Here is a 25,072-nt window from a genome sequence, read left to right as displayed (position 1 = left end):
GGGGAGGGGGTGAAAAAACGAAAAGGCCCTTGCGGGCCTTTTTTATATTCTGGTTTTTCTCACGCGATCCGCGTAAATCGACAACGTCTGCTTCAGCACGTCCAGCGTCACCGGTTTCGACAGACAGCTGTCCATGCCTGACTCCAGACAACGCTGTTTCTCTTCCGCCAGCGCGTTCGCCGTTACGCCCACTACCGGCAGCGTCAGGCCAAGCTGTCGGATGCGCTGCGTAAGACGGTAGCCGTCCATGTTTGGCATGTTGACGTCGCTAAGCACGATATCAATATGATTTTTACTCAGCACATTCAGCGCATCCACGCCGTCATTGGCGGTTTTGCACTGGTAGCCCAGCGATCCAAGCTGGTCAGCCAGCAGGCGACGGTTAATCGGATGGTCATCCACCACCAGAATCATCATATCGTCATTCACCGACGCCAGAGACTCCGGTGACGGCAATCCGCCCGCGCCGTCGCGCTCTTCCAGCTCCACTTTGTAGATGCGCGCCAGCAGGCTCAACAGCTCGTGCGGCGTTGCAACACTGTGTACCCATTCCCCGGGCGCACGCTCGACAGGAATGCCGATATGGCGACGGCAGAAGAGCACCGACCCTCTCCCCTGCCACGGCTGCTCCGGCATCTCGTCCGCAATCAGCACATCGTCCACATCCGGCGTTTGACCTTCATAGAGACACACCCTCACGCCGCTGTGGGCAAGCAGCGCCGTCAGGTAGTCATTCAGCGAGGCGTTATGCACCGCCAGCCAGCAGCGCTTGTCGCTCAGCCCGTCCACCGTCGCTTTTGCCGGATACTGCGCCGAATAGAGCGGAATACGGATGGTGAACTGGCTGCCCATGCCGGGCTCGGTATCCACAGAGATATCGCCGTCCATCATGCTGACGAGCTTCTCACAAATCGCCAGCCCCAGTCCGGTGCCCTGGAAGTTACGCTGCACGCCGGTCCCGACCTGGAAGAACGGGTCGAACAGTCGGACCACTTCCTTCGCCGGGATGCCGACGCCCGTGTCGCGCACGCGAATGCTCAGGTAATCCCCCGCCCGGCAGACGTGCAACACGATACAGCCAACGTCGGTGAATTTGATGGCGTTGCTGAGCAGGTTAGAAATGACCTGCTGCAGGCGCATCGGATCGCCGTGCAGCGTCAGCGGCACGTCAGGTTCAATAAAGCAGTAGAGCCCCAGCTGTTTACGCACCACCAGCGGCAGATAGTTGGCGCTGATGTGGTTCATCACCTCGCGCGGCGAGAACTCCCGCGGTTCGATTTTCAGCTGCTCAGACTCAATTTTAGAGAAGTCGAGAATATCGCTGATGATTTTCAGCAGCAGGCTGGAGGAGTTGTTCATTGCCGTCACCAGCCTGTCGACCCCTTTCGGCAACTCTTTGGTCTGCAGCAGGTCGAGGTTACCGATGATCCCGTACAGCGGCGTTCGCAGCTCGTGGCTGACGGTGGCAAGGAACATGGATTTCGACTGGCTGGCCTGCTCCGCGGCCTGCGCCATCTCCTGCAACGACTCTTCCATCTTCACGCGCGCGGAGACATCCACCAGCACGCAAATCGCCACGTTTTCATTGCGATAGCGGGAATGCACAAAGCTGATCTGCAGGTTGGTGTGCGTGCTGGTGAGCACATCGACAAAGTTAACCTGCTGACCGCAGATAATTTGCGTCAGCCTCTGGCGGTCCTCGTGCGTCAGCATGTTCAGGTAGTTATGCGCCAGCTCGTTACTCAGGATGTTGGTTCCGTCCTGGGTACGCAGAATACAGATCCCCACCGGCGCCGACGCGACAATCTTCCGGTTAAACTGCTCGTGTTCCTCCAGCCGCTGGGCGTCGCTTTCGGCCGGAATAAAGATTTTCCGCTCATACATGCGCGCCAGGGTAAACAGCGCCCCGCCCGCGATCAGGTTCAGCAGAATCGCATTCATGATGAGAATACGTATCCGCTCAAGCACCATATCCACCGGCAGCGAATAGACAATACTCAGCGACGAAGGCGGCAGGCTCTTCTTCAGCACCAGCTCGCGGAAGCCCGAGGTATAGCCAAACCACGACCGCTCCTGCATCCAGTGCGGTTCAACGTTTAACCGGTTATCCGGCCCGGCGAGTGAGATCAGCTGATGACCGTTTTCATCCAGAATGGTCACCCCCATAGGCAGGCTGCCCGGAGTGAAAAAGTTTTCCATACGAATGGTCTGCTCAATCCCCAGCAGCGCCTGCAGGCGATTGCCCAGATACACCGGCGTCAGGGCGTAGAAATAGCCCACGCCCGGTCGCGGGCCCTGGCTAACCCAGAAGATGTTATTCCCGCGCTCGTCCTGCGGCGCATTGCGGTATTTCACAATACGTTCATGCAGGCTTTTCAGCGCATCGTCACGCTCAACGGGCACGTCGCGCAGGCCAAAGTCAGCCATGCAGAGATTTTCACTGCCAATCAGGAATACGCGGTTCAGGTCATAGGCGGCGGAGAAATTGTCGCGCCAGTAGCGCATAAACCAGGCAAGGGATTCCAGCGACCCGCGCCAGGTATTGCTCATGGTGGAGCAATCGGAATCCGGGAACAGCGGCTGGAAGTCCGGGACTTCGGTTTTGTCGTTACGCCCGCGAAGCGCAAGAATGCCGTTTTCCGCCGTCAGACGATTTTCGGCAATATACTTCAGCTCCTTCATCACGTCAGACGTTCGCTGAATGTAGCGCTGGGCCTGGTCGGAGCTTAAGTTAAACTCCTGGCGGATCTCCGCTTCTTTCTGGTGTAGCGCGTTAACGATGTAAAACACCGAGAACAAGGCCACCAGCAGCCAAAGCAAGAGCGCCAGCGCCCGAAACAGATAGCGAGAAACTTTCAGCGTAGTACGAAAGGAGACGAGGTATTTCAAGGGGGCGAGGCTCCGCCGTCGGGGTCAAAAGAATGTGGTTAAGGTAGCGGTAAACGCGCCAGGTCGCAACGTTGACTTATCTGCTTGTGCAAAAGAAAAGGGCCGGAATCCGGCCCTTTTTTGCATCAGGAGACATTACTCGTCAGCGTCATCCGCTACGTCATCGTCGGTGTCGGCTTCCGGCGCGATATCATCATCGCCTTCCGCAACGCTACCGTCGATGGAATCGAGCTCTTCGTCATCCACCGGCTCAGCAACGCGCTGCAGACCCACCACGTTTTCATCTTCCGCTGTACGGATGAGGATCACGCCCTGGGTGTTACGCCCCACCACGCTGATCTCAGACACGCGGGTACGCACCAGCGTACCGGCATCGGTGATCATCATGATCTGATCGGCATCGTCTACCTGCACCGCGCCCACAACGGAACCGTTGCGCTCGGTCACTTTGATAGAGATAACGCCCTGCGTGCCGCGAGACTTGGTTGGGTATTCCCCTTCCGCCGTACGTTTACCGTAACCATTCTGCGTCACGGTCAGGATAGCCCCTTCACCGCGCGGAATAATCAGAGAAACAACGCTGTCTTCGCCAGCCAGTTTGATACCACGAACGCCCGTAGCGGTACGACCCATTGCACGAACGGCGTTCTCTTTAAAGCGCACCACTTTACCGGCCGCAGAGAACAGCATCACTTCATCAGAACCGGAGGTCAGATCCACACCGATCAGCTCGTCGCCTTCGTTCAGGTTCACCGCGATGATCCCGGCGGAACGTGGGCGGCTGAACTCGGTCAGCGCGGTTTTCTTCACGGTACCGCTGGCGGTCGCCATAAAGACGTTCACGCCCTCTTCGTACTCGCGTACCGGCAGGATGGCGGTGATACGTTCATTCGCTTCCAGCGGCAGCAGGTTAACGATTGGACGGCCACGCGCGCCACGGCTCGCTTCCGGCAGCTGATAGACTTTCATCCAGTACAGACGACCGCGGCTGGAGAAGCAGAGGATCGTGTCATGGGTGTTCGCCACCAGCAGGCGGTCAATAAAGTCTTCTTCTTTAATGCGTGCCGCAGATTTACCTTTACCGCCACGACGCTGTGCTTCGTAGTCGGTCAGCGGCTGATACTTCACATAGCCCTGGTGAGACAGGGTGACCACCACGTCTTCGCGGTTGATCAGATCTTCAATGTTGATATCAGAGCTGTTCGCGGTGATTTCGGTGCGGCGCGCATCGCCGAACTGATCGCGGACCAGCTCCAGCTCTTCACGGATCACTTCCATCAGACGCTCTGCGCTGCCCAGAATATGCAGCAGTTCAGCAATCTGTTCCAGCAGCTCTTTGTATTCGTCGAGCAGTTTCTCGTGCTCAAGGCCGGTCAGTTTCTGCAGACGCAGATCCAGAATCGCCTGAGCCTGCTGTTCAGTCAGGTAATACTGACCGTCACGCACGCCGAACTCAGGTTCCAGCCACTCAGGACGCGCTGCGTCATCGCCCGCACGTTCCAGCATCGCGGCGACGTTACCCAGATCCCACGGACGGGAAATCAGGGCGGCTTTCGCCTCCGCCGGGGTTGGCGCACGACGGATCAGTTCGATGATCGGGTCGATGTTGGCCAGCGCAACCGCCAGCGCTTCAAGGATGTGCGCACGGTCGCGCGCTTTGCGCAGTTCGAAGATGGTACGACGGGTCACCACTTCACGGCGGTGACGCACGAACGCGCTCAGGATCTCTTTCAGGTTCATGATCTTCGGCTGACCATGGTGCAGCGCAACCATGTTGATACCGAAGGAAACCTGAAGCTGAGTCTGGGAGTACAGGTTGTTCAGCACAACCTCACCCACCGCGTCGCGTTTGATCTCAATCACAATGCGCATACCGTCTTTGTCAGACTCGTCACGCAGCGCGCTGATGCCTTCAACGCGTTTTTCTTTTACCAGCTCGGCGATTTTTTCAATCAGACGCGCTTTGTTCACCTGATACGGGATCTCGTGAACAATGATGGTTTCACGGCCGGTTTTAGCGTCCGCTTCAACTTCGGCGCGGGCACGGATGTAAATCTTGCCGCGGCCGGTGCGGTACGCTTCTTCAATACCGCGACGACCGTTGATAATCGCCGCCGTTGGGAAGTCCGGACCCGGGATGTGTTCCATCAGCCCTTCAATGCTGATGTCTTCATCGTCGATATAGGCCAGGCAGCCGTTGATCACTTCGGTGATATTGTGCGGCGGAATGTTGGTTGCCATACCGACCGCAATACCGGACGAACCGTTAACCAGCAGGTTCGGGATCTTGGTTGGCATCACATCTGGGATGCGCTCGGTGCCGTCGTAGTTATCGACGAAATCAACGGTCTCTTTTTCCAGGTCGGCCATCAGCTCATGAGCGATTTTCGACATACGGATTTCCGTATAACGCATCGCCGCAGCGGAGTCGCCGTCGACTGAACCAAAGTTACCCTGACCATCTACCAGCATGTAACGCAAGGAGAATGGCTGCGCCATACGAACGATGGTGTCATACACGGCGGTATCACCATGCGGGTGATATTTACCGATGACGTCACCGACGACGCGGGCAGATTTTTTATAGGCTTTATTCCAGTCATTGCCCAATACGTTCATGGCGTATAGTACGCGACGGTGTACCGGCTTAAGGCCATCGCGGACGTCCGGCAGCGCACGGCCAACAATGACCGACATCGCATAGTCCAGATAGGAGCTCTTCAGCTCTTCCTCGATGTTAACCGGTGTAATTTCTCTCGCAAGGTCGCTCATCTAACCGCTATCCCTCTACTGTATCCCGGATTCAAAGGTCGCAAATTATAACACAGCCGAGGTGATTGAGGTAAACCTATACGCTTTATTCACGGGGATTGCCTGATATACTCCTTTGTCTTGCTAAATAAGGAGTAAAAGCGCCCATGAATGCCGAAAAATCCCCGGTGGTTCACAACGTTGACCACGAAGAGATTGCCAAATTTGAAGCGGTGGCGTCCCGCTGGTGGGATCTCGAAGGTGAGTTCAAACCGCTGCATCGCATTAACCCGCTGCGTCTGGGCTATATCGCGGAGCGTTCCGGCGGTCTGTTCGGTAAGAAAGTGCTCGACGTCGGCTGCGGCGGCGGCATCCTGGCTGAGAGCATGGCGCGCGAAGGGGCGAATGTTACTGGCCTGGATATGGGCTTTGAACCGCTGCAGGTGGCCCGCCTTCACGCGCTGGAGTCCGGCATACAGGTGGAATACGTGCAGGAAACCGTGGAAGAGCACGCGGCAAAACACGCCCATCAGTACGATGTGGTGACCTGCATGGAGATGCTGGAGCACGTTCCCGATCCGCAGTCGGTGGTGCACGCCTGTGCAAAACTGGTGAAACCGGGCGGCCAGGTCTTCTTCTCAACCATCAACCGTAACGGTAAAGCCTGGCTGATGGCCGTTGTCGGCGCGGAGTATGTGCTGCGCATGGTGCCGAAAGGGACGCACGACGTGAAGAAATTCATCAAGCCTGCGGAACTGTTAGGCTGGGTTGACCAGACGTGGCTCAAAGAGCAGCACATCACCGGCCTGCACTACAATCCGTTGACCGATAAATTCAAGCTCGCACCGGGCGTAGATGTTAACTATATGTTGCACACCACCGCCAAAAACGACTAACGTCATTCGTTATTCTTATAAAGATTGCGCGACATCATGTTGCGCAATTCTGACCTCCCGTTGAAGAAATCAGCACTCGATCAAATTTTGAATTTTTTTTCTTAATTATTGACATGTCTTCCAGGCCTTACGGTACGAGGACTTAGCCTTTTTTACCCTTTCACAACCTCAATTTAACGCCAAAATCAACCCTTGTGCTGAAAAGATTCGATACTAGAATACTCACCATATAGCGTTTTTCTTATCGCAAACCCCCTACATGTAGTATTTATCCACAGAGTTAGTCACAAGACGGATCTGTGGATAAGCGGGGGATATTTTTTTATTTCACGGACAGGTAAAACCCACATGAATCAGAGTCTGCTGGTGACAAAGCGCGACGGTACTACCGAGCGTATCAATCTGGACAAAATCCATCGAGTTCTCGACTGGGCAGCAGAAGGACTGAACAACGTATCTATCTCCCAGGTTGAACTGCGTTCCCACATTCAGTTCTACGACGGCATCAAAACGTCTGATATCCACGAAACAATCATTAAAGCAGCGGCAGACCTCATCTCCCGCGAAGCACCGGATTATCAGTACCTCGCTGCACGTCTGGCGATTTTCCACCTGCGTAAAAAAGCCTACGGCCAGTTTGAGCCGCCGAAGCTTTACGATCACGTAGTGAAAATGGTTGAGCTGGGCAAATACGACACGCATCTGCTGGAAGACTATACGGAAGAAGAGTTCGAGCAGATGAACGGGTTTATCGATCACTGGCGCGACATGAACTTCTCCTACGCGGCGGTGAAGCAGCTCGAAGGCAAATACCTGGTTCAGAACCGTGTAACCGGTGAGATCTACGAAAGCGCCCAGTTCCTCTATATTCTGGTGGCCGCCTGCCTGTTCTCTAACTACCCGCGTGACACCCGTCTGGAATACGTGAAGCGTTTCTACGATGCGGTATCCACGTTCAAGATTTCTCTGCCGACGCCAATCATGTCTGGCGTGCGTACCCCAACCCGTCAGTTCAGCTCCTGCGTACTGATCGAGTGTGGTGACAGCCTGGATTCCATCAACGCCACCTCCAGCGCGATCGTGAAATACGTCTCCCAGCGTGCCGGTATCGGCATCAACGCCGGTCGCATCCGTGCGCTGGGCAGCCCGATTCGCGGCGGTGAAGCGTTCCACACCGGCTGTATCCCGTTCTATAAACACTTCCAGACGGCAGTAAAATCCTGCTCTCAGGGCGGCGTGCGCGGCGGTGCTGCGACCCTGTTCTACCCGATGTGGCACCTGGAAGTGGAAAGCCTGCTGGTTCTGAAAAACAACCGCGGCGTGGAAGGCAACCGCGTGCGTCACATGGACTACGGCGTGCAGATCAACAAGCTGATGTACACCCGTCTGCTGAAAGGCGAAGACATCACCCTGTTCAGCCCGTCCGACGTTCCGGGCCTGTATGACGCGTTCTTTGCCGATCAGGACGAGTTCGAGCGTCTGTACACCAAATACGAAAAAGACGACAGCATCCGCAAGCAGCGCGTGAAGGCGGTAGACCTGTTCTCCCTGATGATGCAGGAACGTGCCTCTACCGGCCGTATCTACATCCAGAACGTGGACCACTGCAACACCCACAGCCCGTTTGATCCAGTAGTTGCGCCAGTGCGCCAGTCTAACCTGTGCCTGGAGATCGCCCTGCCGACCAAACCGCTGGAAGACGTGAACGACGAAAACGGTGAAATCGCGCTGTGTACGCTTTCCGCGTTCAACCTGGGCGCAATTAAGAGCCTGGACGAGCTGGAAGAGCTGGCGGTGCTGGCGGTTCGCGCGCTCGACGCTCTGCTGGACTACCAGGATTACCCAATCCCGGCCGCTAAACGCGGTGCAATGGGCCGCCGTACCCTGGGTATCGGCGTGATCAACTTCGCCTACTGGCTGGCGAAAAACGGCAAGCGTTACTCCGACGGCAGCGCCAATAACCTGACGCACCAGACGTTCGAAGCGATTCAGTACTACCTGATGAAAGCCTCTAACGAGCTGGCGAAAGAGCAAGGCGCGTGCCCGTGGTTCAACGAAACCACCTACGCGAAAGGCATTCTGCCAATCGACACCTACAAGAAAGACCTGGATGCGATCGTCAGCGAGCCGCTGCACCTCGACTGGGAAGGCCTGCGCGAGTCCATCAAGACCCACGGCCTGCGTAACTCCACGCTCTCTGCCCTGATGCCGTCCGAGACCTCTTCGCAGATCTCTAACGCCACCAACGGTATTGAACCGCCGCGCGGCCACGTCAGCATCAAAGCGTCGAAAGACGGCGTGCTGCGTCAGGTGGTGCCGGATTACGAAACGCTGGGTAATAACTACGAGCTGCTGTGGGAAATGCCAAACAACGACGGCTACCTGCAGCTGGTGGGTATCATGCAGAAGTTTATCGACCAGTCGATCTCTGCCAATACCAACTATGACCCGACGCGCTTCCCGTCCGGCAAGGTACCGATGCAGCAGCTGCTGAAAGACCTGCTCACCGCCTACAAATTTGGCGTGAAAACGCTGTACTATCACAACACCCGTGACGGTGCGGAAGACGCGCAGGACGACATGGTACCGTCAATTCAGGACGATGGCTGCGAAAGCGGCGCATGTAAGATCTAATGAAGGGCGGGGATATCCCCGCCTTTATTTCGTAAGACAGGACACACTCATGGCATATACCACCTTTTCACAGACGAAAAACGACCAGCTCAAAGAGCCGATGTTCTTCGGCCAGCCGGTCAACGTGGCACGCTACGATCAGCAAAAATATGACATCTTCGAAAAGCTGATTGAAAAGCAACTCTCCTTCTTCTGGCGCCCGGAAGAAGTGGACGTCTCCCGCGACCGTATTGACTACCAGTCGCTGCCGGATCACGAAAAACATATCTTCATCAGCAACCTGAAGTACCAGACGCTGCTGGACTCCATTCAGGGTCGAAGCCCGAACGTGGCGCTGCTGCCGCTGATCTCCATTCCTGAGCTGGAAACCTGGGTGGAAACCTGGGCGTTCTCCGAGACGATCCACTCCCGCTCTTACACCCACATCATCCGCAACATCGTGAACGATCCGGCGGTGGTGTTTGACGATATCGTCACCAACGAGCAGATCCAGAAGCGCGCGGAAGGCATTGCCCATTACTACGACGAGCTGATCGAGATGACCAGCTACTGGCATTTGCTGGGCGAAGGTACGCACAACGTGAACGGTAAAACCATCACCGTTAACCTGCGCGCGCTGAAAAAACAGCTGTACCTGTGCCTGATGAGCGTCAACGCGCTGGAAGCGATCCGCTTCTACGTGAGCTTCGCCTGCTCCTTCGCCTTTGCAGAGCGCAAGCTGATGGAAGGCAACGCCAAAATCATTCGTCTGATCGCCCGCGATGAAGCCCTGCACCTGACCGGTACCCAGCACATGCTGAACCTGCTGCGCAGCGGGACGGACGATCCGGAGATGGCGGAAATTGCCGAAGAGTGCAAGCAGGAGTGCTACGACCTGTTCGTGCTGGCGGCTCAGCAAGAGAAAGAGTGGGCAGACTACCTGTTCCGCGACGGCTCCATGATTGGCCTGAACAAAGACATCCTGTGCCAGTACGTTGAGTACATCACCAATATCCGCATGCAGGCTGTCGGTCTTGACCTGCCGTTCCAGACGCGCTCTAACCCAATCCCGTGGATCAACACCTGGCTGGTGTCCGATAACGTGCAGGTTGCGCCGCAGGAAGTGGAAGTCAGCTCTTATCTGGTCGGTCAGATTGATTCTGAAGTCAACACCGACGACCTGAGCAACTTCCAGCTCTGATGTCACGCGTCACGCTACGTCTTTCCGGCACTGAGGTACTGTGTCGGGAGGAGCACCCTTCTCTGCTGGTGGCGCTTGAGGCGCATCAGGTAGAAGTAGAGTACCAGTGTCGTTCCGGCTACTGCGGCTCCTGCCGCTGCCGTCTGGTCGCTGGCCAGGTGGACTGGCTGACCGAGCCGCTGGCCTTTATCAACGAAGGGGAAATTTTGCCCTGCTGCTGCCGGGCAAAAGGCGATATAGAGATCGAGATGTGATGTTGTCCGTATCCCCTCTCCCGGTGGGAGAGGGTTAGGGTTAGGGTGAGGGTATCAGGCCGCAGAGCCTGATTGTCGGGTGGCGGCTTCGCCTTACCCGACCTGCCAAACCTACTTCCGGTGAATGAATTCGACCGCTTTATCCGGGAAATCCGTAAACAGTCCGTCCACGCCCGCCTGGTTATACAACACCTCATAAAGCTGATTCACGTCCGTGGCATACGGCGGCAGCTGGTCTGCACGCACGGTATACGGATGCACCTGCATCTTGCTGGCGTGCGCCTCTTTCACCATCGCCGTCAGCTTCACGTGGCCCGGCGCTGAGCCTTCCGCCACCAGCATGTGGTAATCCGGCCCGATGCCGTCGGCGTACTGCGCAATCTGCTTCATCGCGCCCGGCTTAAACATCCAGTCGTAGCTGTAGTTCACCCACTTGCCGTCCGGCTGCTTCTCCTGGGTTTCATTCCAGTCGGTATAGGCAATCAGCTGAACCAGATTGAGGTTCATCCCCATCTTCGGCTCCAGCTCGGTTTTGATGCGCTTCAGCTCGGCGGCGTCAAAACACTGCAGGTAGACTTTGTCCTTCTTGCTGGTGTAGCCGTACTGTTTCAGCACCTCCAGCGTCTTCGCGGCAATGTCTTTGCCTTCCTGATGGTGGAACCACGGCGCTTTGATCTCCGGGTAGATGCCGATATTTTTACCGGTTGAGTGGTTCAGCCCCTGAACAAACTCAATCTCTTCCTGGAAGGTATGGATCCGGAAGTCAGACTTGCCCATCGGGAAACGTCCCGGATAGACCTGCACCTTCTTGCCGTTTTCAATCTCGAAGCCCTCGGTAAACTTCAGGGAACGGATCTCCGCCAGGGTGAAATCAATGGCGTAGTAGCGGCCATCTTTGCGCGCGCGGTCCGGGTATCGATCCGCCACGTCCGTCACGCGGTCAAGATAGTGGTCATGCAGGACGACCAGCTGGTCGTCCTTCGTCATAACCAGATCCTGCTCCAGATAATCCGCGCCCTGGGCATAGGCCATCGCTTTCGCCGGGAGCGTATGCTCCGGCAGATAGCCGCTGGCGCCGCGGTGGGCAATAACGATTTTATCCGCCGCCAGCGCGGAGCCTGTCATCAGGCCCGCCAGCAGCAGGCCGGTTGTTACGTAAGATGATTTCATCGCAATGCTCCTTATTGACGACGCGCCAGCACTTCCGCGTGGTGACGTTTCTCACCGATCATGACCACAATGAGCAGCAGTACCGCCAGCACGCTGCCGCCGATCATCACCATAAAGCCGCCGTCCCAGCCGAAGAAGTCTACGGTGTAGCCCACGATGGCGCTCGCCGCGACCGAACCGCCCAGATAGCCGAACAGACCGGTAAAGCCTGCCGCCGTGCCTGCCGCTTTTTTCGGCGCCAGCTCCAGCGCGTGCAGACCGATCAGCATCACCGGACCGTAAATCAGGAAGCCAATAACAATCATGCAGGCCATGTCTACTGATGGGTTACCCGGCGGGTTGAGCCAGTAAACGACGGTCGCGATGGTGACCAGGGTCATAAAGAACACGCCCGTCGCGCCGCGGTTGCCTTTAAACACCTTATCTGACATCCAGCCGCAAAGCAGCGTGCCCGGGATCCCGGCATATTCATACAGGAAATAGGCCCAGGAGGACTTATCCAGCGCGAAGTGCTTCACCTCTTTCAGGTAGGTCGGGGACCAGTCCAGAATGCCGTAGCGCAGCAGATAAACGAACACGTTCGCCACCGCGATGTACCACAGCAGCTTGTTCGGCAGGACGTACTTCATGAAGATCTGTTTTGCGGTCAGCTCTTCTTCGTGCTCCTTGCTGTAATCATCCGGATAGTCGTTTTTGTACTCTTCAATCGGCGGCAGGCCGCAGGATTGCGGCGTATCGCGCATCAGCGCGAAAGCGATAATCGCCACGACGATGGCGCCAAAGGCAGGCATATAGAGCGCTGCGTGCCAGTCGTTGAACCAGGCCATCCCCAGCAGGAACAGCAGCGGCGGGATACCGCCACCGACGTTATGCGCGCAGTTCCACACCGACACGATGCCGCCGCGTTCCTTCTGCGACCACCAGTGCACCATGGTACGTCCGCACGGCGGCCACCCCATCCCCTGGAACCAGCCGCAGAGGAACAGCAGCACGAACATGACGGCGATGCTGGAGGTTGCCCACGGCACAAAGCCCATGAACAGCATGACCGCAGCCGCCAGGATCAGGCCGGCGGGCAGGAACACGCGCGGATTCGAGCGATCCGATACCGACCCCATGATGAATTTGGAAAAACCGTAGGCGATTGAGATCCCCGACAGCGCGAACCCCAGATCGCCGCGGGAGAAGCCCTGCTCCACCAGATACGGCATGGCGAGCGCGAAGTTTTTACGTACAAGGTAGTACGCCGCGTACCCGAAGAAGATCCCCAGGAAAATTTGCCAGCGCAGACGGCGGTATAGCGGATCAATTTCTGCCTCTGGCAGACGCGCCCTGTGCGGCGCAGGTTTGAAGATACTGAGCATAACAGCCTCCGTGGCCTTGAATTGAATGGGCAGGTGGCTCGCACCTGAATTCCAGAGGCGGGGATGTTAAGAAATCACGGTGATTGTTACTGTGAATCAACGCACAGATTGTTACAGAAATATGACAGAATGCGCAAAAAAGCGCATGAAATCACGTTCCACTTTCGAATTTCGCGCGTTTATGTTCGAAATCAAACAAGCCACACTATTGGTATGGCTAAATGATAAAAAAACGAACATAGAGGGTAAACAATGACCATTCACGATCCTCGCTACAGCGATGTGATAATCATTGGCGGTGGCGCAACCGGCGCCGGGATCGCACGCGACTGCGCCCTTCGCGGCTTAAGCGTCACGCTGCTGGAGCGCCACGATATCGCCACGGGCGCAACCGGGCGTAACCATGGTTTGCTGCACAGCGGCGCGCGGTATGCGGTGACCGACGGTGAATCCGCACGCGAATGTATTGCTGAAAACCAGATCCTCAAGCGTATCGCCCGCCACTGCATTGAGCCGACCGACGGCCTCTTTATTACTCTTCCCGAAGATGACCTCGCCTTTCAGGACACCTTTATTACCGCCTGCACTGCGGCGGGCATTCAGGCTGAGGCCATGGACCCGGCGCTGGCGCGGCGGCTGGAACCGTCGGTTAACCCGGCGCTTATCGGCGCGGTAAAAGTGCCTGACGGCACCGTTGACCCCTTCCGCCTGACCGCCGCCAATATGCTGGACGCCCGCGAGCATGGCGCGCAAATCCTGACCGGGCACGAAGTGACCGGGCTTATCCGTGAAGGTCATCGTATCTGCGGCGTGCGGATCCTTGATACGCAATATAACGAACACAGCGAGCTGTATGCCGCCGTGGTGGTTAACGCGGCGGGGATCTGGGGGCAGCGCATCGCGGAATACGCGGACCTGTCGGTACGCATGTTCCCGGCAAAAGGCTCGCTGCTGATCCTCGACCACCGCATCAATAACCACGTGATCAACCGCTGCCGCAAACCGTCCGACGCCGATATCCTCGTCCCGGGCGACACCATTTCGTTAATCGGTACCACCTCAACCCACGTCGACTACAGCGAGATTGACTACAACCGCGTGATCGCCGAAGAGGTCGACATCCTGCTGCGCGAAGGGGAAAAACTGGCCCCGGTGATGGCGCAGACGCGTATTCTGCGCGCCTACGCGGGCGTGCGTCCGCTGGTTGCCAGCGACAACGACCCGAGCGGACGTAACGTCAGCCGGGGCATCGTGCTGCTCGATCACGCCGAACGCGACGGCATGGACGGGTTTATCACCATCACCGGCGGCAAGCTGATGACCTACCGCCTGATGGCCGAGTGGGCGACCGATGCCGTCTGCCGCAAGCTGGGCAATACCGAACGGTGCGTGACGGCAGACCAGCCCCTGCCCGGCTCGCGGCAGTCCACCGAAAAAACGCTGCAAAAAATTATCTCCCTGCCTGCGCCGCTGCGGGGATCCGCTATCTACCGCCACGGCGACAGAACGCCGCAGTGGCTCGGTGAAGGACGCCTGAGCCGCAGCCTGGTGTGCGAGTGCGAAGCCGTCACCGCCGGTGAGGTGCAGTATGCGGTGGAGAGCCTGACGGTCACAAGCCTGCTCGATCTTCGTCGCCGCACCCGCGTGGGAATGGGTACCTGTCAGGGCGAGCTGTGCGCCTGTCGTGCCGCCGGGCTGCTGCAGCGTTTTCACACCACTACCGCCACCCAGTCGCTCGATCAGCTCAGCGCGTTTTTAAACGAGCGCTGGAAAGGCATTCAGCCTGTCGCCTGGGGCGATGCCCTGCGCGAAAGCGAATTTACCCGCTGGGTCTACCAGGGGCTTTGCGGTCTTGAGAAGGAGCAACGCGATGAAATTTGATACCGTAATCGTCGGCGGCGGGCTGGCAGGCCTGCTCTGCGGCATCAAGCTCACGAAGCAGGGGCTGCGCTGCGCCATTATCACCCGGGGCCAGAGCGCCCTGCACTTCTCGTCGGGCTCGCTGGATCTGGTGGACGACGCGTACCGCGATAAGCTCCCGCCGGAGCATCCGTATCACCTGATTGGCGCCCAGCATATTGACCGCTTTGCGCTGGAAACCGAAGCGCTGCTGGCAGACTGCGGCGCGCGTCTGAAGGGAAGCGCCCGGCTCAATCACCAGCGCGTCACGCCGCTCGGCACCCTGCGCTCTGCCTGGCTCAGCCCGGAAGAAGTGCCCGTTGCTCCCTTCAACGCCGCGCGCGTGCGGGTCGTGGGCATTAGCGGCTTTCTGGATTTTCAGCCCCATCTCGCGGCGGCGTCGCTCTGTCGCCAGGGCGTCAATGCCGAAACGGCAGAGATAGAGCTGCCTGAGCTTGATGTCCTGCGCGACAACCCGAGCGAATTTCGCGCGGTGAATATCGCCCGTTTTCTGGATAACGAGGACAAATGGCCGCTGCTGTATGACGCGCTCAGACCGCTCAGCGACAGCTGTGACGCCCTGCTGATGCCCGCCTGCTTTGGTTTACGCGACAACCGGCTCTGGCGCTGGCTCTCGGATCGTCTGCCCTGCTCGCTTGGCCTGCTGCCAACCCTGCCTCCGTCCGTACCCGGCATTCGCCTGCATACCCAGCTCCAGCGCCAGTTTGTCGCGCAGGGCGGCGTGTGGATGGCGGGTGATGAGGTGAAAAAAATCACCCTGACCGACGGCGCGGTCAGCGAAATCTGGACGCGCAACCACGACGATATTCCGCTTCGTGCCCGCTTTACGGTGCTGGCAAGCGGCAGCTTCTTCAGCAACGGGCTGCTGAGCAGCCGGGAGGGCATCCGGGAAGCCATTATGGGGCTCGATGTTCGCCAGCGAGCCTCCCGCGCGGACTGGTATCAAAGTGACTTCTTCTCGCCGCAGCCCTGGCAGCAGTTCGGCGTGATTGTCGATAACCAGCTGCATCCGCAACTTTCCGGTAAGCCCGTCAGTAATCTTTTTGCCATCGGCTCGCTGCTGGGCGGGTACGATCCCATTGCCCAAGGATGCGGTGGCGGGGTCTGCGCCGTCACGGCGCTGTATGTGGCAGAGCAGATTAGCCAGCGCACGGAGGCTGAACAATGAACGACACCCGTTTTGAAAGCTGCATTAAATGCACGGTGTGTACCACCGTCTGCCCGGTGAGCGGCGTGAACCCACGCTATCCCGGACCAAAGCAGGCCGGACCGGACGGCGAGCGTCTGCGCCTGAAGGACGGCAAGCTGTACGACGAGGCGCTGAAATACTGCATCAACTGCAAACGCTGCGAAGTCGCCTGCCCGTCGGATGTGAAAATCGGCGATATCATCCAGCGCGCCCGGGCGCGCTACAGCACGCAAAAGCCGACGCTGCGGGACGCTATTTTGAGCCACACCGATCTGATGGGCAGCGTCTCGACGCCGTTTGCCCCGCTGGTGAATGCCGCGACCTCCCTCAAACCGGTGCGTCAGCTGCTGGATGCCACGCTGAAGATAGACCATCACCGCAGCCTGCCGAAATATTCTCACGGCACCTTCCGCCGCTGGTACAAATCCGTCGCGGCGGAGCAGGCGCAGTACGCCGACCAGGTGGCTTTTTTCCACGGCTGCTATGTGAACTACAACCACCCGCAGCTGGGCAAAGATCTGCTGAAGGTGCTTAACGCCATGGGAACGGGCGTTCAGCTGCTGAACAAAGAGAAGTGCTGCGGCGTACCGCTGATCGCCAACGGGTTTACCGATAAAGCGCGCAGGCAGGCTCAGAGCAATGTCACGTCACTGCGCGAAGCGATTGTCGATAAAGGTATTCCGGTGCTGGCGACCTCGTCCACCTGTACCTTCACCCTGCGCGATGAGTACCCGCATCTGCTGGACGTGGATAATACCGGCCTGCGCGAGCACATCGAGCTGGCGACACGCTTCCTGTGGCGCAAGCTCGATAGCTGGCAGACGTTGCCGCTGGGGAAATTGCCCCTGAAAGTGGTGTATCACACGCCGTGTCATATGGAGAAAATGGGCTGGTCGCTCTATACGCTTGAGCTGCTGCGGTTAATTCCGGACCTGGAGCTGACGGTGCTGGATTCGCGCTGCTGCGGGATTGCGGGAACCTACGGGTTTAAGCGTGAAAACTACGGAACGTCACAGGCGATTGGCGCCCCGCTGTTCCGTCAGATTGAAGAGAGCGGCGCGGATATCGTGGTAACGGACTGCGAAACCTGCAAGTGGCAGATTGAGATGTCCACCAGCAAGCGCTGCGAACATCCAGTCACCCTGCTGGCGAAGGCGCTGGGCTGAACATGGCCGGGGCGAAACGCCCCGGCCATGGTTTTACTCCACGAACAGCGACTCGACAACGTTGATCCAGCCGTGCTCGCTGGCAACCTCTTTGCCATTCAGCCAGCGGCGCAGCATGTTCAGCGCCATCATGGCGCAAACCTCCTGACGCACCGCCAGGCTGTGGCGGGTGATGTTCATTTTTACCCGCAGGGCCCAGGTCCCTTCCGGCGTCGCCAGCGCGAAGTTAAGGTGTTCCTCGTCCAGCCCCCCGACAAACAGCGCCAGACCGGCAAAATGCTTCACCCTTCTCTCGGAAGCCCAGCGGGCGGTTTGCGCCAGGGTCTCCTGCTGGAACGGCACCACTTCGCTGGCCAGCAGCGGCGCGTTGACGCGCGACAGCTGCAGCGCCAGCAGGCCACCGGTGAACTGCTCGCTTAAGGTCACACTCAGCTGACGCGACTGCAGATGCGTCGCAATCTGCGCGGGTAGCCCTTCCGTCCCTTCAAAGATCAGGCTTTCGCCCGCCACGCGCTGCACCTCGGGCCACAGGGCCAGCATCGCCTCTTTCTGTTCGGCCGGACCTGTCAGCTTAAGCTCAATGATCGGCATGGAGGAGCGGTAGCCCATGGAGACGCCCGGCGGCAGCGGGAGAGGGTCAAGGCTCTGGGCCAGATCGCTTTCCGAGCGGCCAAAGGTGGTCAGACGCAGGCACAGCGGCGGTTCAGGCAGGGTAAAACGATCGCGAAGGCGCGGCAGGATCTGCTGCTCGACCATCACTTTAAATTCTGAGGGCACGCCCGGCGTGAAGAACATCAGGCAGCGGTTCAGCTGCATGGCAAACCCGCACGCGGTACCCACCGGGTTATCGACCAGCTCGGCGCTGGCGGGAATTTCAGCCTGTTTGCGGTTGCTGGGGGCCATGACGCGGCCACGTTCGGAGAAAAAGCGCTCCATCTGCGAAAGCCACGCCTCATGCAGCACCAGCCCTTCGCCTTTTGCGGTCGCGGCGGCCAGCGCGCTGAGATCGTCACCGGTGGGGCCGAGTCCGCCATTCACAATCAGCACGTCGCAGTGTTCGCTGCGCTCGCGCAGAATAGCGACCAGCGACTCAAGATTGTCGCCCACCGTATTGCGGCGCGTTAACGGTAATCCTTGCTCAAAGAAAAGATCGGCAAGCCAGGCGGCATTGGTATCAATAATTTGTCCATGCAGCACTTCGTCGCCGGTGGATAACATCTCCACGTTAATCATTATGTTCTCCCGCTTATTTGGTCAAAACACTATAGCGCAAACGCGGGGTGGAGAAGAGAGAAACTGGCGCGACAGAACGCCGCGCCGGAGTGATTAGAAGCCTGCGCTGACGCCCACGTACGGGCCGTCGGCCAGCGCGTTGTCGCGGTTGCCGTCTTTGCCGGCCAGGTTCAGATAGCGATAGCCCGCTTCGATGGTAATCGGACGCATGATGGTCCAGCGCGCGCCGGCGTTGGCCTCTTCATAGCTTTCGATACCGCTTGAGAGGGAGTCCGGCGAATAGTAGTACTCACCAAACAGGCCGAAGCTGTCGCCAATTTTCCACTGCAGGCCACCGCCCACTGCCGCCGCGTACCCTTCGTCACCGTCATTTGGGTTGGTGTAGATACCTTTACCGCCGACGGTGGCCAGGAACGGGCCAAGAGGAACGTTCAGACCCAGGCCGAGGCTCGCCGCGTCGCCGTCGTCATCGTTATGCGTCCAGCCGCCGGTCATCGCCAGACCGGAAGTCTCGGTACCCATGCCAAAGCCCAGGTGGGTATAATCCTGACCCGCCGAGCCGTTAATGCTGATGGCGTTAGCCGCCGCAGATACAACCATCAGGCCGAAGCCCACGAATGCCACTTTTTTCATTGTCGTGATCCCACACAATTATTATAAAGAAGTCCCAAAACCGCGAGATTTTAACCGGAGTCTTCCGGGGATCAAGCACTCTGCGTGCGGCAGGTCAGTAGATTGTAATTATTTGAAACGGCTATTATCCCTTCAGCGAAGCGTTCACCCACTGCTGCAACGCGCGGCGCGAGACTTTAATGCCGCCATTTTTGAGTTCGGTCGGCAACAGCAGCCAGCGGACGGGTTGTTCAAAACGCGCTACCTTATCCCTGACCCAGTCAGGTAAACAGGTGATATCCGTTCCCGGCTCGCACTCCACCACCGCCACCGGACGCTGTCCAAACTCGGCGTCGTCCAGCGGGACGATAAACACCTGGTTAATATGCGGATGGCGGGCGATAACGCGCTCAAGGCTTTCCGGCTGGATCCCTTCTCCGCCGCTAAAAAAGAGGTTGTCCATGCGGCCCAGGATCGTCAGGCGGCCGTCATGCCATTCCCCGCGATCGCGGGTAGCGAACCATCCCTGCGCGTTGGTCAGCGGAACCAATTCGCCGTCCCGCCAGTAGCCTGAGGCCATACTCTCTGCCCGGATCCAGACTTCACCGTCAACCACCTGCACCTCTCTGCCCGGCAGCGCATAGCCTACGTCCGACTCGCCGTCCGCCGCTTTCGCGCAGACGGTAGAGGCAAACTCGGTCAGGCCGTAGCCGCAGAAGGTGCGAATCCCCTGCTCGCGCGCCTGCTGCGTCAATTCCACAGGGATGGCGGCTCCGCCCAGCAGCACCGCTTTCAGTGCAACAGGCTGGTGGGTGTTAAGCAGACGCCAGAGCTGGGTCGGCACCAGCGAAGCGTGCGTACAGCCGCGCAAAGCCTGCGCCAGCGGCTGTTTCTCGCGCACGGTTAACCGCGCGCCGGCCTGCAGCCAGCGCCATAAAATCCCCTGGCCGGAAACGTGAAACAGCGGCAGCGAAAGCAGCCAGTCGTCGTCTTCGCCGTAGGGCATCAGCGCCAGCACGCCGCGCGCGCTGGCGAGATGGGCGTCGCAGGTATGCACCGCCGCTTTCGGCAGCCCGGTGGAGCCGGAGGTTAGCGTCATCGACGCCAGCCGCGCCGGCTGCCACGCAACGCGATATTCCCCGGCGCGCTCGCGCATGCTCAGGGCAGGAAGACCGTCGCAGGTACCGTCCAGCGCCAGCGCAAAGCGCAGCGTCATCTGCGGGAGCAACACGTCCAGCAGCGGGCGAGGCAGCTGCGGATTGACGGGAAGAATGCGCGCCCCGCACTGGAGCAGCGCCAGCCACGCCAGCAGGGTTTGCGGATGATTATGGGCCAGCAGCAGCACGCCGTCGCCCTCCTCCACGCCCTGCAGGTGAAACTCTGCCGCAAGGCGGTCGACGCGGGCGCACAGCTGCTGCCAGCTGAGCACCTCGTCGTTCAGCCTGAGGGCCGGTTTATCAGCAAACTGCGCGCGCCAGTGCCGCCACGGCCAGTCGTTAAAACTCATAACAACGGCTCCAGCGCCGCGACGTTGAGGCACGGCAGCGCGCTGTCCGGCCACCTGCGGATAAGCTGAGCCTGCATCAGGTTCAGCGTGTCGAGGCCAGGGATCGTATCCGGCGTTAGCCAGGCGGCAATGCGCGCCAGCTGGGTCAGCCCAAGGCTGGACTCAATCGACGAGCTGATGACCGCCGTCAGCCCTGAGGCATGCGCTGCCACGACCTGCTCTCGCACCTTCGCCAGGCTGCCGGTCAGCGTTGGTTTAATCACCACCGCGCTGACGCCGGGCTCGGCGACAAATTCAAAATCGTCCTCGCGCAGGCTTTCATCCCAGGCGATGGCAATCCCCGTTTCGCGGGCAAACGCGCGTGAATCGTCGCGGGTTTTGCACGGCTCTTCGAGGAAGGCAATGCGGCTGCGGTACGCCGGGTTGACGTACTTTGCAAACTGCTGCGCCTTGAGCGGCGTCCAGGCGCGGTTAGCGTCCAGACGCAGATGAAGGTCGGGGATTGCTTCCAGCAGCAGGTTAGCGACCATGCCGTCGCGCACCGCTTCGTAAAGACCGACTTTAATTTTCGCCACTTTCTCGCCCGGCATGGCGGAGAGCAGCGCGAACAGCTCGTCAGGATCGCCCGTACAGAGCGGTGCCGCGCGGTAGTTAGCCTCTTCAGGCAGGCTGCCGTCCAGCTCCGCCAGGGCGCAGCTGATGCCAAAAGCCGCGGAAGGCACCTCCGGCAACGCCGGATCCGCGCCCTCACGCCACGCGTCCGCCCACGCCAGCAATGCTGACTGCGCGTCATCCAGCGACTCCAGGCTAAAGCCCGGCAGAGGTGAAATTTCGCCCCAGCCTTCCCGCTCGTCCTGCTGCAGATGCACGAAGAAACCGTCACGGGTTTTTAACCGCCGTTCACGCAGCACCACGCCCGCGTCCATCGGTATCTGCCAGCGGTAAACCTGCGCGCGACGCATTACGGGTTCCGTTTGTATTTGCTGAAGTCCGGCTGGCGTTTTTCGTTAAACGCGTTGCGCCCTTCCTGACCCTCTTCGGTCATGTAGAACAGCATGGTGGCGTTGCCCGCCAGCTCCTGCAGACCCGCCTGTCCGTCGCAGTCGGCGTTGAGAGCGGCTTTGAGGCAGCGCAGCGCCATCGGGCTGTTTTGCAGCATTTCGCGGCACCAGCGAACGGTCTCTTTTTCGAGATCGGCAATCGGAACCACGGTATTCACCAGGCCCATATCCAGCGCTTCCTGAGCGTTGTACTGACGGCACAGGAACCAGATTTCACGGGCTTTTTTCTGCCCGACGATGCGCGCCATGTACGAGGCGCCCCAGCCGCCGTCGAAGGATCCCACTTTCGGACCGGTCTGGCCGAAGATGGCATTTTCTGCGGCGATGGTCAGATCGCACATCATGTGCAGCACGTGACCGCCGCCGATGGAGTAGCCCGCTACCATCGCCACTACCGGTTTCGGACAGGTGCGGATCTGACGCTGGAAATCGAGGACGTTCAGGTGGTGGGTACCCGCATCGTCCTGGTATCCGCCGTAGTCGCCGCGCACTTTCTGATCGCCGCCGGAGCAGAACGCTTTATCGCCTTCGCCGGTCAGGACAATCACGCCGATGTTATCGTCGTAGCGCGCATCCGCCAGGGCCTGAATCATCTCTTTCACGGTCAGCGGACGGAAGGCGTTACGCACCTGCGGGCGGTTGATGGTGATTTTGGCAATGCCGTCGGTGGATTTGTGGTAGCGAATGTCGGTGTAGCCTTCGGAGCAGTCCTGCCATTCAACCGGGGCGTAAAGCATGTTTTCATCAGGGTAGATCATAGAGTGTCCTTTATTCGATAACGCAGTATCTGAGCCAGACTCGCGATAACCGCATCGGGGTTTTCCCGGTGGGCGTTGTGTCCGGCGTCTGGAATGGCATGGCGAACGGCGTTCACTTCCGCGGCAAGGGCCGCGAACTTCTCATCCCGTTCGCCATAGAGATAGTCAAAAGAGAAATCGCGTGCGCTAAGCGCGGCACGCAAATCCGGCTGCACGGCCAGCGAGGTCGTCTCAAGCATCATCGCCAGCGTCGCGCCGTTGTTCTGGCTGCGCAGGGTAATAAGCGCATCGCGCTGGGCGTCCGTGAGGGAGGCGAACACGGGCTGTTGGTACCAGTCAGCGAACACCTTCTCCAGCGGTTCGGTGCGAAAACGCGTTGCCCAGCGGCGGTCGGACGCCAGCCGCGCACTTCGCGCATCGGCATCCTGCAGGCCCGGGTGTCCACCTTCAACAATCACCCCGAGCAGCCCCTTCGGCTGCTGGCAGGCATGAAACATCGCAATGCGGCCGCCGAGGGAGTACCCGATGAGCCAGAATTTAAGTATGTTGTAACTAAGAAGGGTTCGGGTGAGCAACGTGCTCATCTCGTCAAACCCCATCACGCCCAGATTCCGGGATCCGCCGTGCCCCGGCAGATCCAGATACAGCCGGGGATAATCGCTGAGCCCTTCACCGACCCTCTGCCACTCGCGGCGGTCGCCCGAAAAACCGTGCAAAAAGACCAGCCAGGGATAGCCCGGTTTGCCAGCCTGCTTCACGCCAGAGAGGATCACAGCTGGCTCACCTGCGCCAGCAGGCTTTGCAGGGCCTGCGCACCGTCAGCCTCGTTCACCACCAGCTCAATCAGCGTCGCGCCCGGCTGTTTCCAGGCGCTGCTTAACGCCGCGTCCAGCTGTTCCCAGCTTTCCGGGCGATGGTATTTCAGGCGAAACATCGCCGCGGCGTGTTCGAACTGCACGTTCTGAGGCATCAGATAGAAGCGCTCGCGCTCGCTCTGCGGCGTTGGCAGCAGGGAGAAAATCTGCCCGCCGTTGTTGTTGACCACAATCAGCACAAACGGGGCTGACGCCTGACGCAGCAGCGCCAGCGCGTTGAGATCGTAGAGCGCGGAGAGATCGCCCACGATCGCCAGCGTCGATTTCGCGCTGGCGCGCTGCACGCCCGCCGCCGTAGAGATCAGCCCGTCGATGCCGCTGGCACCGCGGTTGCTGTACACCGGGTAGCCCGCGGGCAGCTTCGAGAAAGCGTCAATCAGCCGCACGACGAGGCTGTTGCCGACAAACAGCTGCCCCTGTTCAGGCAGGTACTGGCGAATGCGGTGCGCCAGCCCGGCTTCGCTAAACGCTTCACAGTGCGCTTTGGTCAGTTCCCACGCCTGGCGCGAAAGGTCCGGTATAGCCACCGCCCAGGGCTTGCGTTTCTCAGCCGGATGAAGCGTCAGCCAGGCGTCGATACTGCTGACCAGACGACGGCCGCGGTGGTGCGCCGGGTCAAGCCGTCCTTCCAGCGAATCCACCAGCCAGTACTCTTCCGGCGTGCAGGTGGCCTGCCACTGCAGTAACCGTTTGCCGGTCAAACTCGATCCAAGCTGGACCACAATCTGCGCCTGCGCAAGCTCGGTGACCGCTTTCGCGTTACCCAGCCAGAGATCGGCGCACGGCAGCGGCTGACCGGTCTGCGAAAGCACGTCGCCAATCAGCGGCCAGCCAAGGGTTTGCGCCCATTCGGCAACCAACTTGCCTTCGGCGGCGCTCATGCGCCCGGCAATCACCACGCCGCGCTTCTGCCGCCAGAAGAACCAGTCGCGCTGCTTCGCGCTCTCAAGATGCGTCTGTTCGCGCAGCCACGGTTTTTCACTCTGCCACCAGTCGCCGAGGGACTGCTGCCAGTCAAGACCGGTGTCGTCCAGCTCGCCGTAGAGCGGCTCGGCAAACGGGCAGTTGATATGCAGCGCCCCGCTGCGCAACGTCTCCATGGCGTGATCGACAGTGGAGACCAGCCAGCTTGCCGGAATATCCTGGGTGGGACGCGGTAACGAAATCGTCTGCGAGGGATGCGAAGAAAAGAGCCCCGGCTGGCGAATGGCCTGATTGGCGCCGCAGTCGATAAGCTCAGGGGGACGATCGGCCGTCAGTAAGATCAGTCTTTCACCCGTTAACCCGGCTTCTATCAGGGCCGGATAGAGGTTCGCCACGGCGGTACCGGAGGTGACGATCACCGCCACAGGTTCTTTGCTGACTTTCGCCAGACCCAGCGCCAGATGCCCGAGGCCGCGTTCATCAAAGTGGGTGTGGTGAATCAACGCCCGGTTTTCTGCGGCCGCCAGCGTCAGCGGCGTTGAGCGAGAACCCGGTGCAATACACACGTGCCTGACGCCATGGCGCGTCAGGGCTTCAAGGATCACCGCCGCCCAGCGTCGGTTAAAAGAACTTACTGACATGAGATTGTCCGGTATCAAGAATGCGACACAGTATAAATAATAGAAAAA

Annotated in this window: 18 protein-coding genes; 7 read left to right on the top strand and 11 right to left on the bottom strand. The window is 59.1% G+C overall.

Going from position 1 to position 25,072, the window contains the following annotated elements; translation table 11 throughout:
- Positions 1-42 precede the first annotated feature (42 nt).
- Entirely contained in the window at positions 43-2,889 is a 2,847-nt protein-coding gene (rcsC, locus tag FOY96_RS06415) for a two-component system sensor histidine kinase RcsC (RefSeq protein WP_039263203.1), read from the bottom strand.
- Between the two features lie 135 nt (positions 2,890-3,024).
- Positions 3,025-5,661 (bottom strand): DNA topoisomerase (ATP-hydrolyzing) subunit A, encoded by a 2,637-nt coding sequence (gyrA, locus tag FOY96_RS06410; protein WP_039263204.1) that lies wholly within the window; start codon positions 5,659-5,661, stop codon positions 3,025-3,027.
- A gap of 146 nt (positions 5,662-5,807) precedes the next feature.
- On the opposite strand from gyrA, the gene ubiG reads away from it, so the two are divergent.
- The 4 genes from ubiG (at position 5,808) to yfaE (ending at position 10,604) form a co-directional block, all read left to right on the top strand.
- On the top strand, positions 5,808-6,536 hold the full coding sequence (ubiG, locus tag FOY96_RS06405) for a bifunctional 2-polyprenyl-6-hydroxyphenol methylase/3-demethylubiquinol 3-O-methyltransferase UbiG (protein WP_048980024.1): 729 nt from the start codon (positions 5,808-5,810) through the stop codon (positions 6,534-6,536).
- Positions 6,537-6,884: 348 nt separating this feature from the next.
- Positions 6,885-9,170, top strand: coding sequence for a class 1a ribonucleoside-diphosphate reductase subunit alpha (gene nrdA, locus FOY96_RS06400; RefSeq protein WP_023312513.1), 2,286 nt, complete (start codon positions 6,885-6,887; stop codon positions 9,168-9,170).
- A gap of 49 nt (positions 9,171-9,219) precedes the next feature.
- Positions 9,220-10,350: a class Ia ribonucleoside-diphosphate reductase subunit beta gene (gene nrdB, locus FOY96_RS06395; protein ID WP_023312514.1), complete on the top strand. Its 1,131-nt coding sequence runs from the start codon at positions 9,220-9,222 to the stop codon at positions 10,348-10,350.
- Positions 10,350-10,604 carry a class I ribonucleotide reductase maintenance protein YfaE gene (yfaE, locus tag FOY96_RS06390; protein WP_023294104.1) on the top strand — a complete coding sequence of 85 codons (255 nt, stop codon included), beginning with the start codon at positions 10,350-10,352 and terminating at the stop codon, positions 10,602-10,604. Before nrdB ends, yfaE begins: the two co-directional genes overlap by 1 nt.
- A 111-nt stretch (positions 10,605-10,715) precedes the next feature.
- On the opposite strand, the gene glpQ is transcribed toward yfaE, so the two are convergent.
- On the bottom strand, positions 10,716-11,774 hold the full coding sequence (gene glpQ, locus FOY96_RS06385; RefSeq protein WP_143346675.1) for a glycerophosphodiester phosphodiesterase: 1,059 nt from the start codon (positions 11,772-11,774) through the stop codon (positions 10,716-10,718).
- 11 nt (positions 11,775-11,785) lie between these two features.
- On the bottom strand, positions 11,786-13,138 hold the full coding sequence (gene glpT, locus FOY96_RS06380) for a glycerol-3-phosphate transporter (protein ID WP_045888627.1): 1,353 nt from the start codon (positions 13,136-13,138) through the stop codon (positions 11,786-11,788).
- A gap of 252 nt (positions 13,139-13,390) precedes the next feature.
- Between glpT and glpA the strand changes: the two genes are divergently transcribed.
- Genes glpA through glpC form a run of 3 tightly spaced genes read left to right on the top strand, consistent with a single transcriptional unit; the run spans position 13,391 to position 17,413 of the window.
- Positions 13,391-15,019, top strand: coding sequence for an anaerobic glycerol-3-phosphate dehydrogenase subunit A (gene glpA / locus FOY96_RS06375; RefSeq protein WP_143346674.1), 1,629 nt, complete (start codon positions 13,391-13,393; stop codon positions 15,017-15,019).
- A complete protein-coding gene (glpB, locus tag FOY96_RS06370) occupies positions 15,009-16,226 on the top strand; it encodes a glycerol-3-phosphate dehydrogenase subunit GlpB (protein WP_143346673.1) in 1,218 nt (405 codons plus the stop codon). Before glpA ends, glpB begins: the two co-directional genes overlap by 11 nt.
- Positions 16,223-17,413: an anaerobic glycerol-3-phosphate dehydrogenase subunit GlpC gene (glpC, locus tag FOY96_RS06365; RefSeq protein ID WP_143346672.1), complete on the top strand. Its 1,191-nt coding sequence runs from the start codon at positions 16,223-16,225 to the stop codon at positions 17,411-17,413. Before glpB ends, glpC begins: the two co-directional genes overlap by 4 nt.
- Positions 17,414-17,446: 33 nt before the next feature.
- On the opposite strand, the gene FOY96_RS06360 is transcribed toward glpC, so the two are convergent.
- From FOY96_RS06360 to menD, 7 genes are all read right to left on the bottom strand, one after another.
- On the bottom strand, positions 17,447-18,646 hold the full coding sequence (locus FOY96_RS06360; protein ID WP_058841543.1) for a nicotinamide mononucleotide deamidase-related protein YfaY: 1,200 nt from the start codon (positions 18,644-18,646) through the stop codon (positions 17,447-17,449).
- A 93-nt stretch (positions 18,647-18,739) separates the two neighbouring features.
- Complete coding sequence (locus tag FOY96_RS06355) at positions 18,740-19,279, bottom strand: YfaZ family outer membrane protein (RefSeq protein WP_045354282.1); 540 nt, start codon at positions 19,277-19,279, stop codon at positions 18,740-18,742.
- Positions 19,280-19,403: 124 nt separating this feature from the next.
- Positions 19,404-20,765, bottom strand: coding sequence for an o-succinylbenzoate--CoA ligase (menE, locus tag FOY96_RS06350; protein WP_143346671.1), 1,362 nt, complete (start codon positions 20,763-20,765; stop codon positions 19,404-19,406).
- A complete protein-coding gene (gene menC / locus FOY96_RS06345; RefSeq protein WP_143346670.1) occupies positions 20,762-21,727 on the bottom strand; it encodes an o-succinylbenzoate synthase in 966 nt (321 codons plus the stop codon). Before menC ends, menE begins: the two co-directional genes overlap by 4 nt.
- Complete coding sequence (gene menB, locus FOY96_RS06340) at positions 21,727-22,584, bottom strand: 1,4-dihydroxy-2-naphthoyl-CoA synthase (protein ID WP_023312524.1); 858 nt, start codon at positions 22,582-22,584, stop codon at positions 21,727-21,729. Before menB ends, menC begins: the two co-directional genes overlap by 1 nt.
- Complete coding sequence (menH, locus tag FOY96_RS06335; protein ID WP_143346669.1) at positions 22,581-23,357, bottom strand: 2-succinyl-6-hydroxy-2,4-cyclohexadiene-1-carboxylate synthase; 777 nt, start codon at positions 23,355-23,357, stop codon at positions 22,581-22,583. Before menH ends, menB begins: the two co-directional genes overlap by 4 nt.
- A complete protein-coding gene (gene menD, locus FOY96_RS06330; protein WP_143346668.1) occupies positions 23,354-25,024 on the bottom strand; it encodes a 2-succinyl-5-enolpyruvyl-6-hydroxy-3-cyclohexene-1-carboxylic-acid synthase in 1,671 nt (556 codons plus the stop codon). The genes menH and menD overlap by 4 nt, the downstream gene beginning before the upstream one ends.
- Positions 25,025-25,072: the final 48 nt, after the last annotated feature.

This window comes from Enterobacter asburiae (assembly GCF_007035645.1).
Taxonomy (GTDB): Bacteria; Pseudomonadota; Gammaproteobacteria; order Enterobacterales; family Enterobacteriaceae; genus Enterobacter; species Enterobacter asburiae_B.
The sequence above is the reverse complement of the archived record's forward strand: the minus strand, read 5'-3'. Positions and strand labels throughout refer to the sequence as shown.

What these genes read in the sequence shown, in the direction of transcription:
- glpC (WP_143346672.1), top strand. Translation starts at nt 16,223, where the DNA reads ATGAACGACACCCGTTTTGAAAGCTGCATTAAATGCACGGTGTGTACC.
- menB (WP_023312524.1), bottom strand. Translation starts at nt 22,584, where the DNA reads ATGATCTACCCTGATGAAAACATGCTTTACGCCCCGGTTGAATGGCAG.
- glpT (WP_045888627.1), bottom strand. Translation starts at nt 13,138, where the DNA reads ATGCTCAGTATCTTCAAACCTGCGCCGCACAGGGCGCGTCTGCCAGAG.
- menE (WP_143346671.1), bottom strand. Translation starts at nt 20,765, where the DNA reads ATGAGTTTTAACGACTGGCCGTGGCGGCACTGGCGCGCGCAGTTTGCT.
- nrdA (WP_023312513.1), top strand. Translation starts at nt 6,885, where the DNA reads ATGAATCAGAGTCTGCTGGTGACAAAGCGCGACGGTACTACCGAGCGT.
- gyrA (WP_039263204.1), bottom strand. Translation starts at nt 5,661, where the DNA reads ATGAGCGACCTTGCGAGAGAAATTACACCGGTTAACATCGAGGAAGAG.
- nrdB (WP_023312514.1), top strand. Translation starts at nt 9,220, where the DNA reads ATGGCATATACCACCTTTTCACAGACGAAAAACGACCAGCTCAAAGAG.
- FOY96_RS06355 (WP_045354282.1), bottom strand. Translation starts at nt 19,279, where the DNA reads ATGAAAAAAGTGGCATTCGTGGGCTTCGGCCTGATGGTTGTATCTGCG.
- menC (WP_143346670.1), bottom strand. Translation starts at nt 21,727, where the DNA reads ATGCGTCGCGCGCAGGTTTACCGCTGGCAGATACCGATGGACGCGGGC.
- glpB (WP_143346673.1), top strand. Translation starts at nt 15,009, where the DNA reads ATGAAATTTGATACCGTAATCGTCGGCGGCGGGCTGGCAGGCCTGCTC.
- ubiG (WP_048980024.1), top strand. Translation starts at nt 5,808, where the DNA reads ATGAATGCCGAAAAATCCCCGGTGGTTCACAACGTTGACCACGAAGAG.
- FOY96_RS06360 (WP_058841543.1), bottom strand. Translation starts at nt 18,646, where the DNA reads ATGATTAACGTGGAGATGTTATCCACCGGCGACGAAGTGCTGCATGGA.
- glpA (WP_143346674.1), top strand. Translation starts at nt 13,391, where the DNA reads ATGACCATTCACGATCCTCGCTACAGCGATGTGATAATCATTGGCGGT.
- menD (WP_143346668.1), bottom strand. Translation starts at nt 25,024, where the DNA reads ATGTCAGTAAGTTCTTTTAACCGACGCTGGGCGGCGGTGATCCTTGAA.
- yfaE (WP_023294104.1), top strand. Translation starts at nt 10,350, where the DNA reads ATGTCACGCGTCACGCTACGTCTTTCCGGCACTGAGGTACTGTGTCGG.
- glpQ (WP_143346675.1), bottom strand. Translation starts at nt 11,774, where the DNA reads ATGAAATCATCTTACGTAACAACCGGCCTGCTGCTGGCGGGCCTGATG.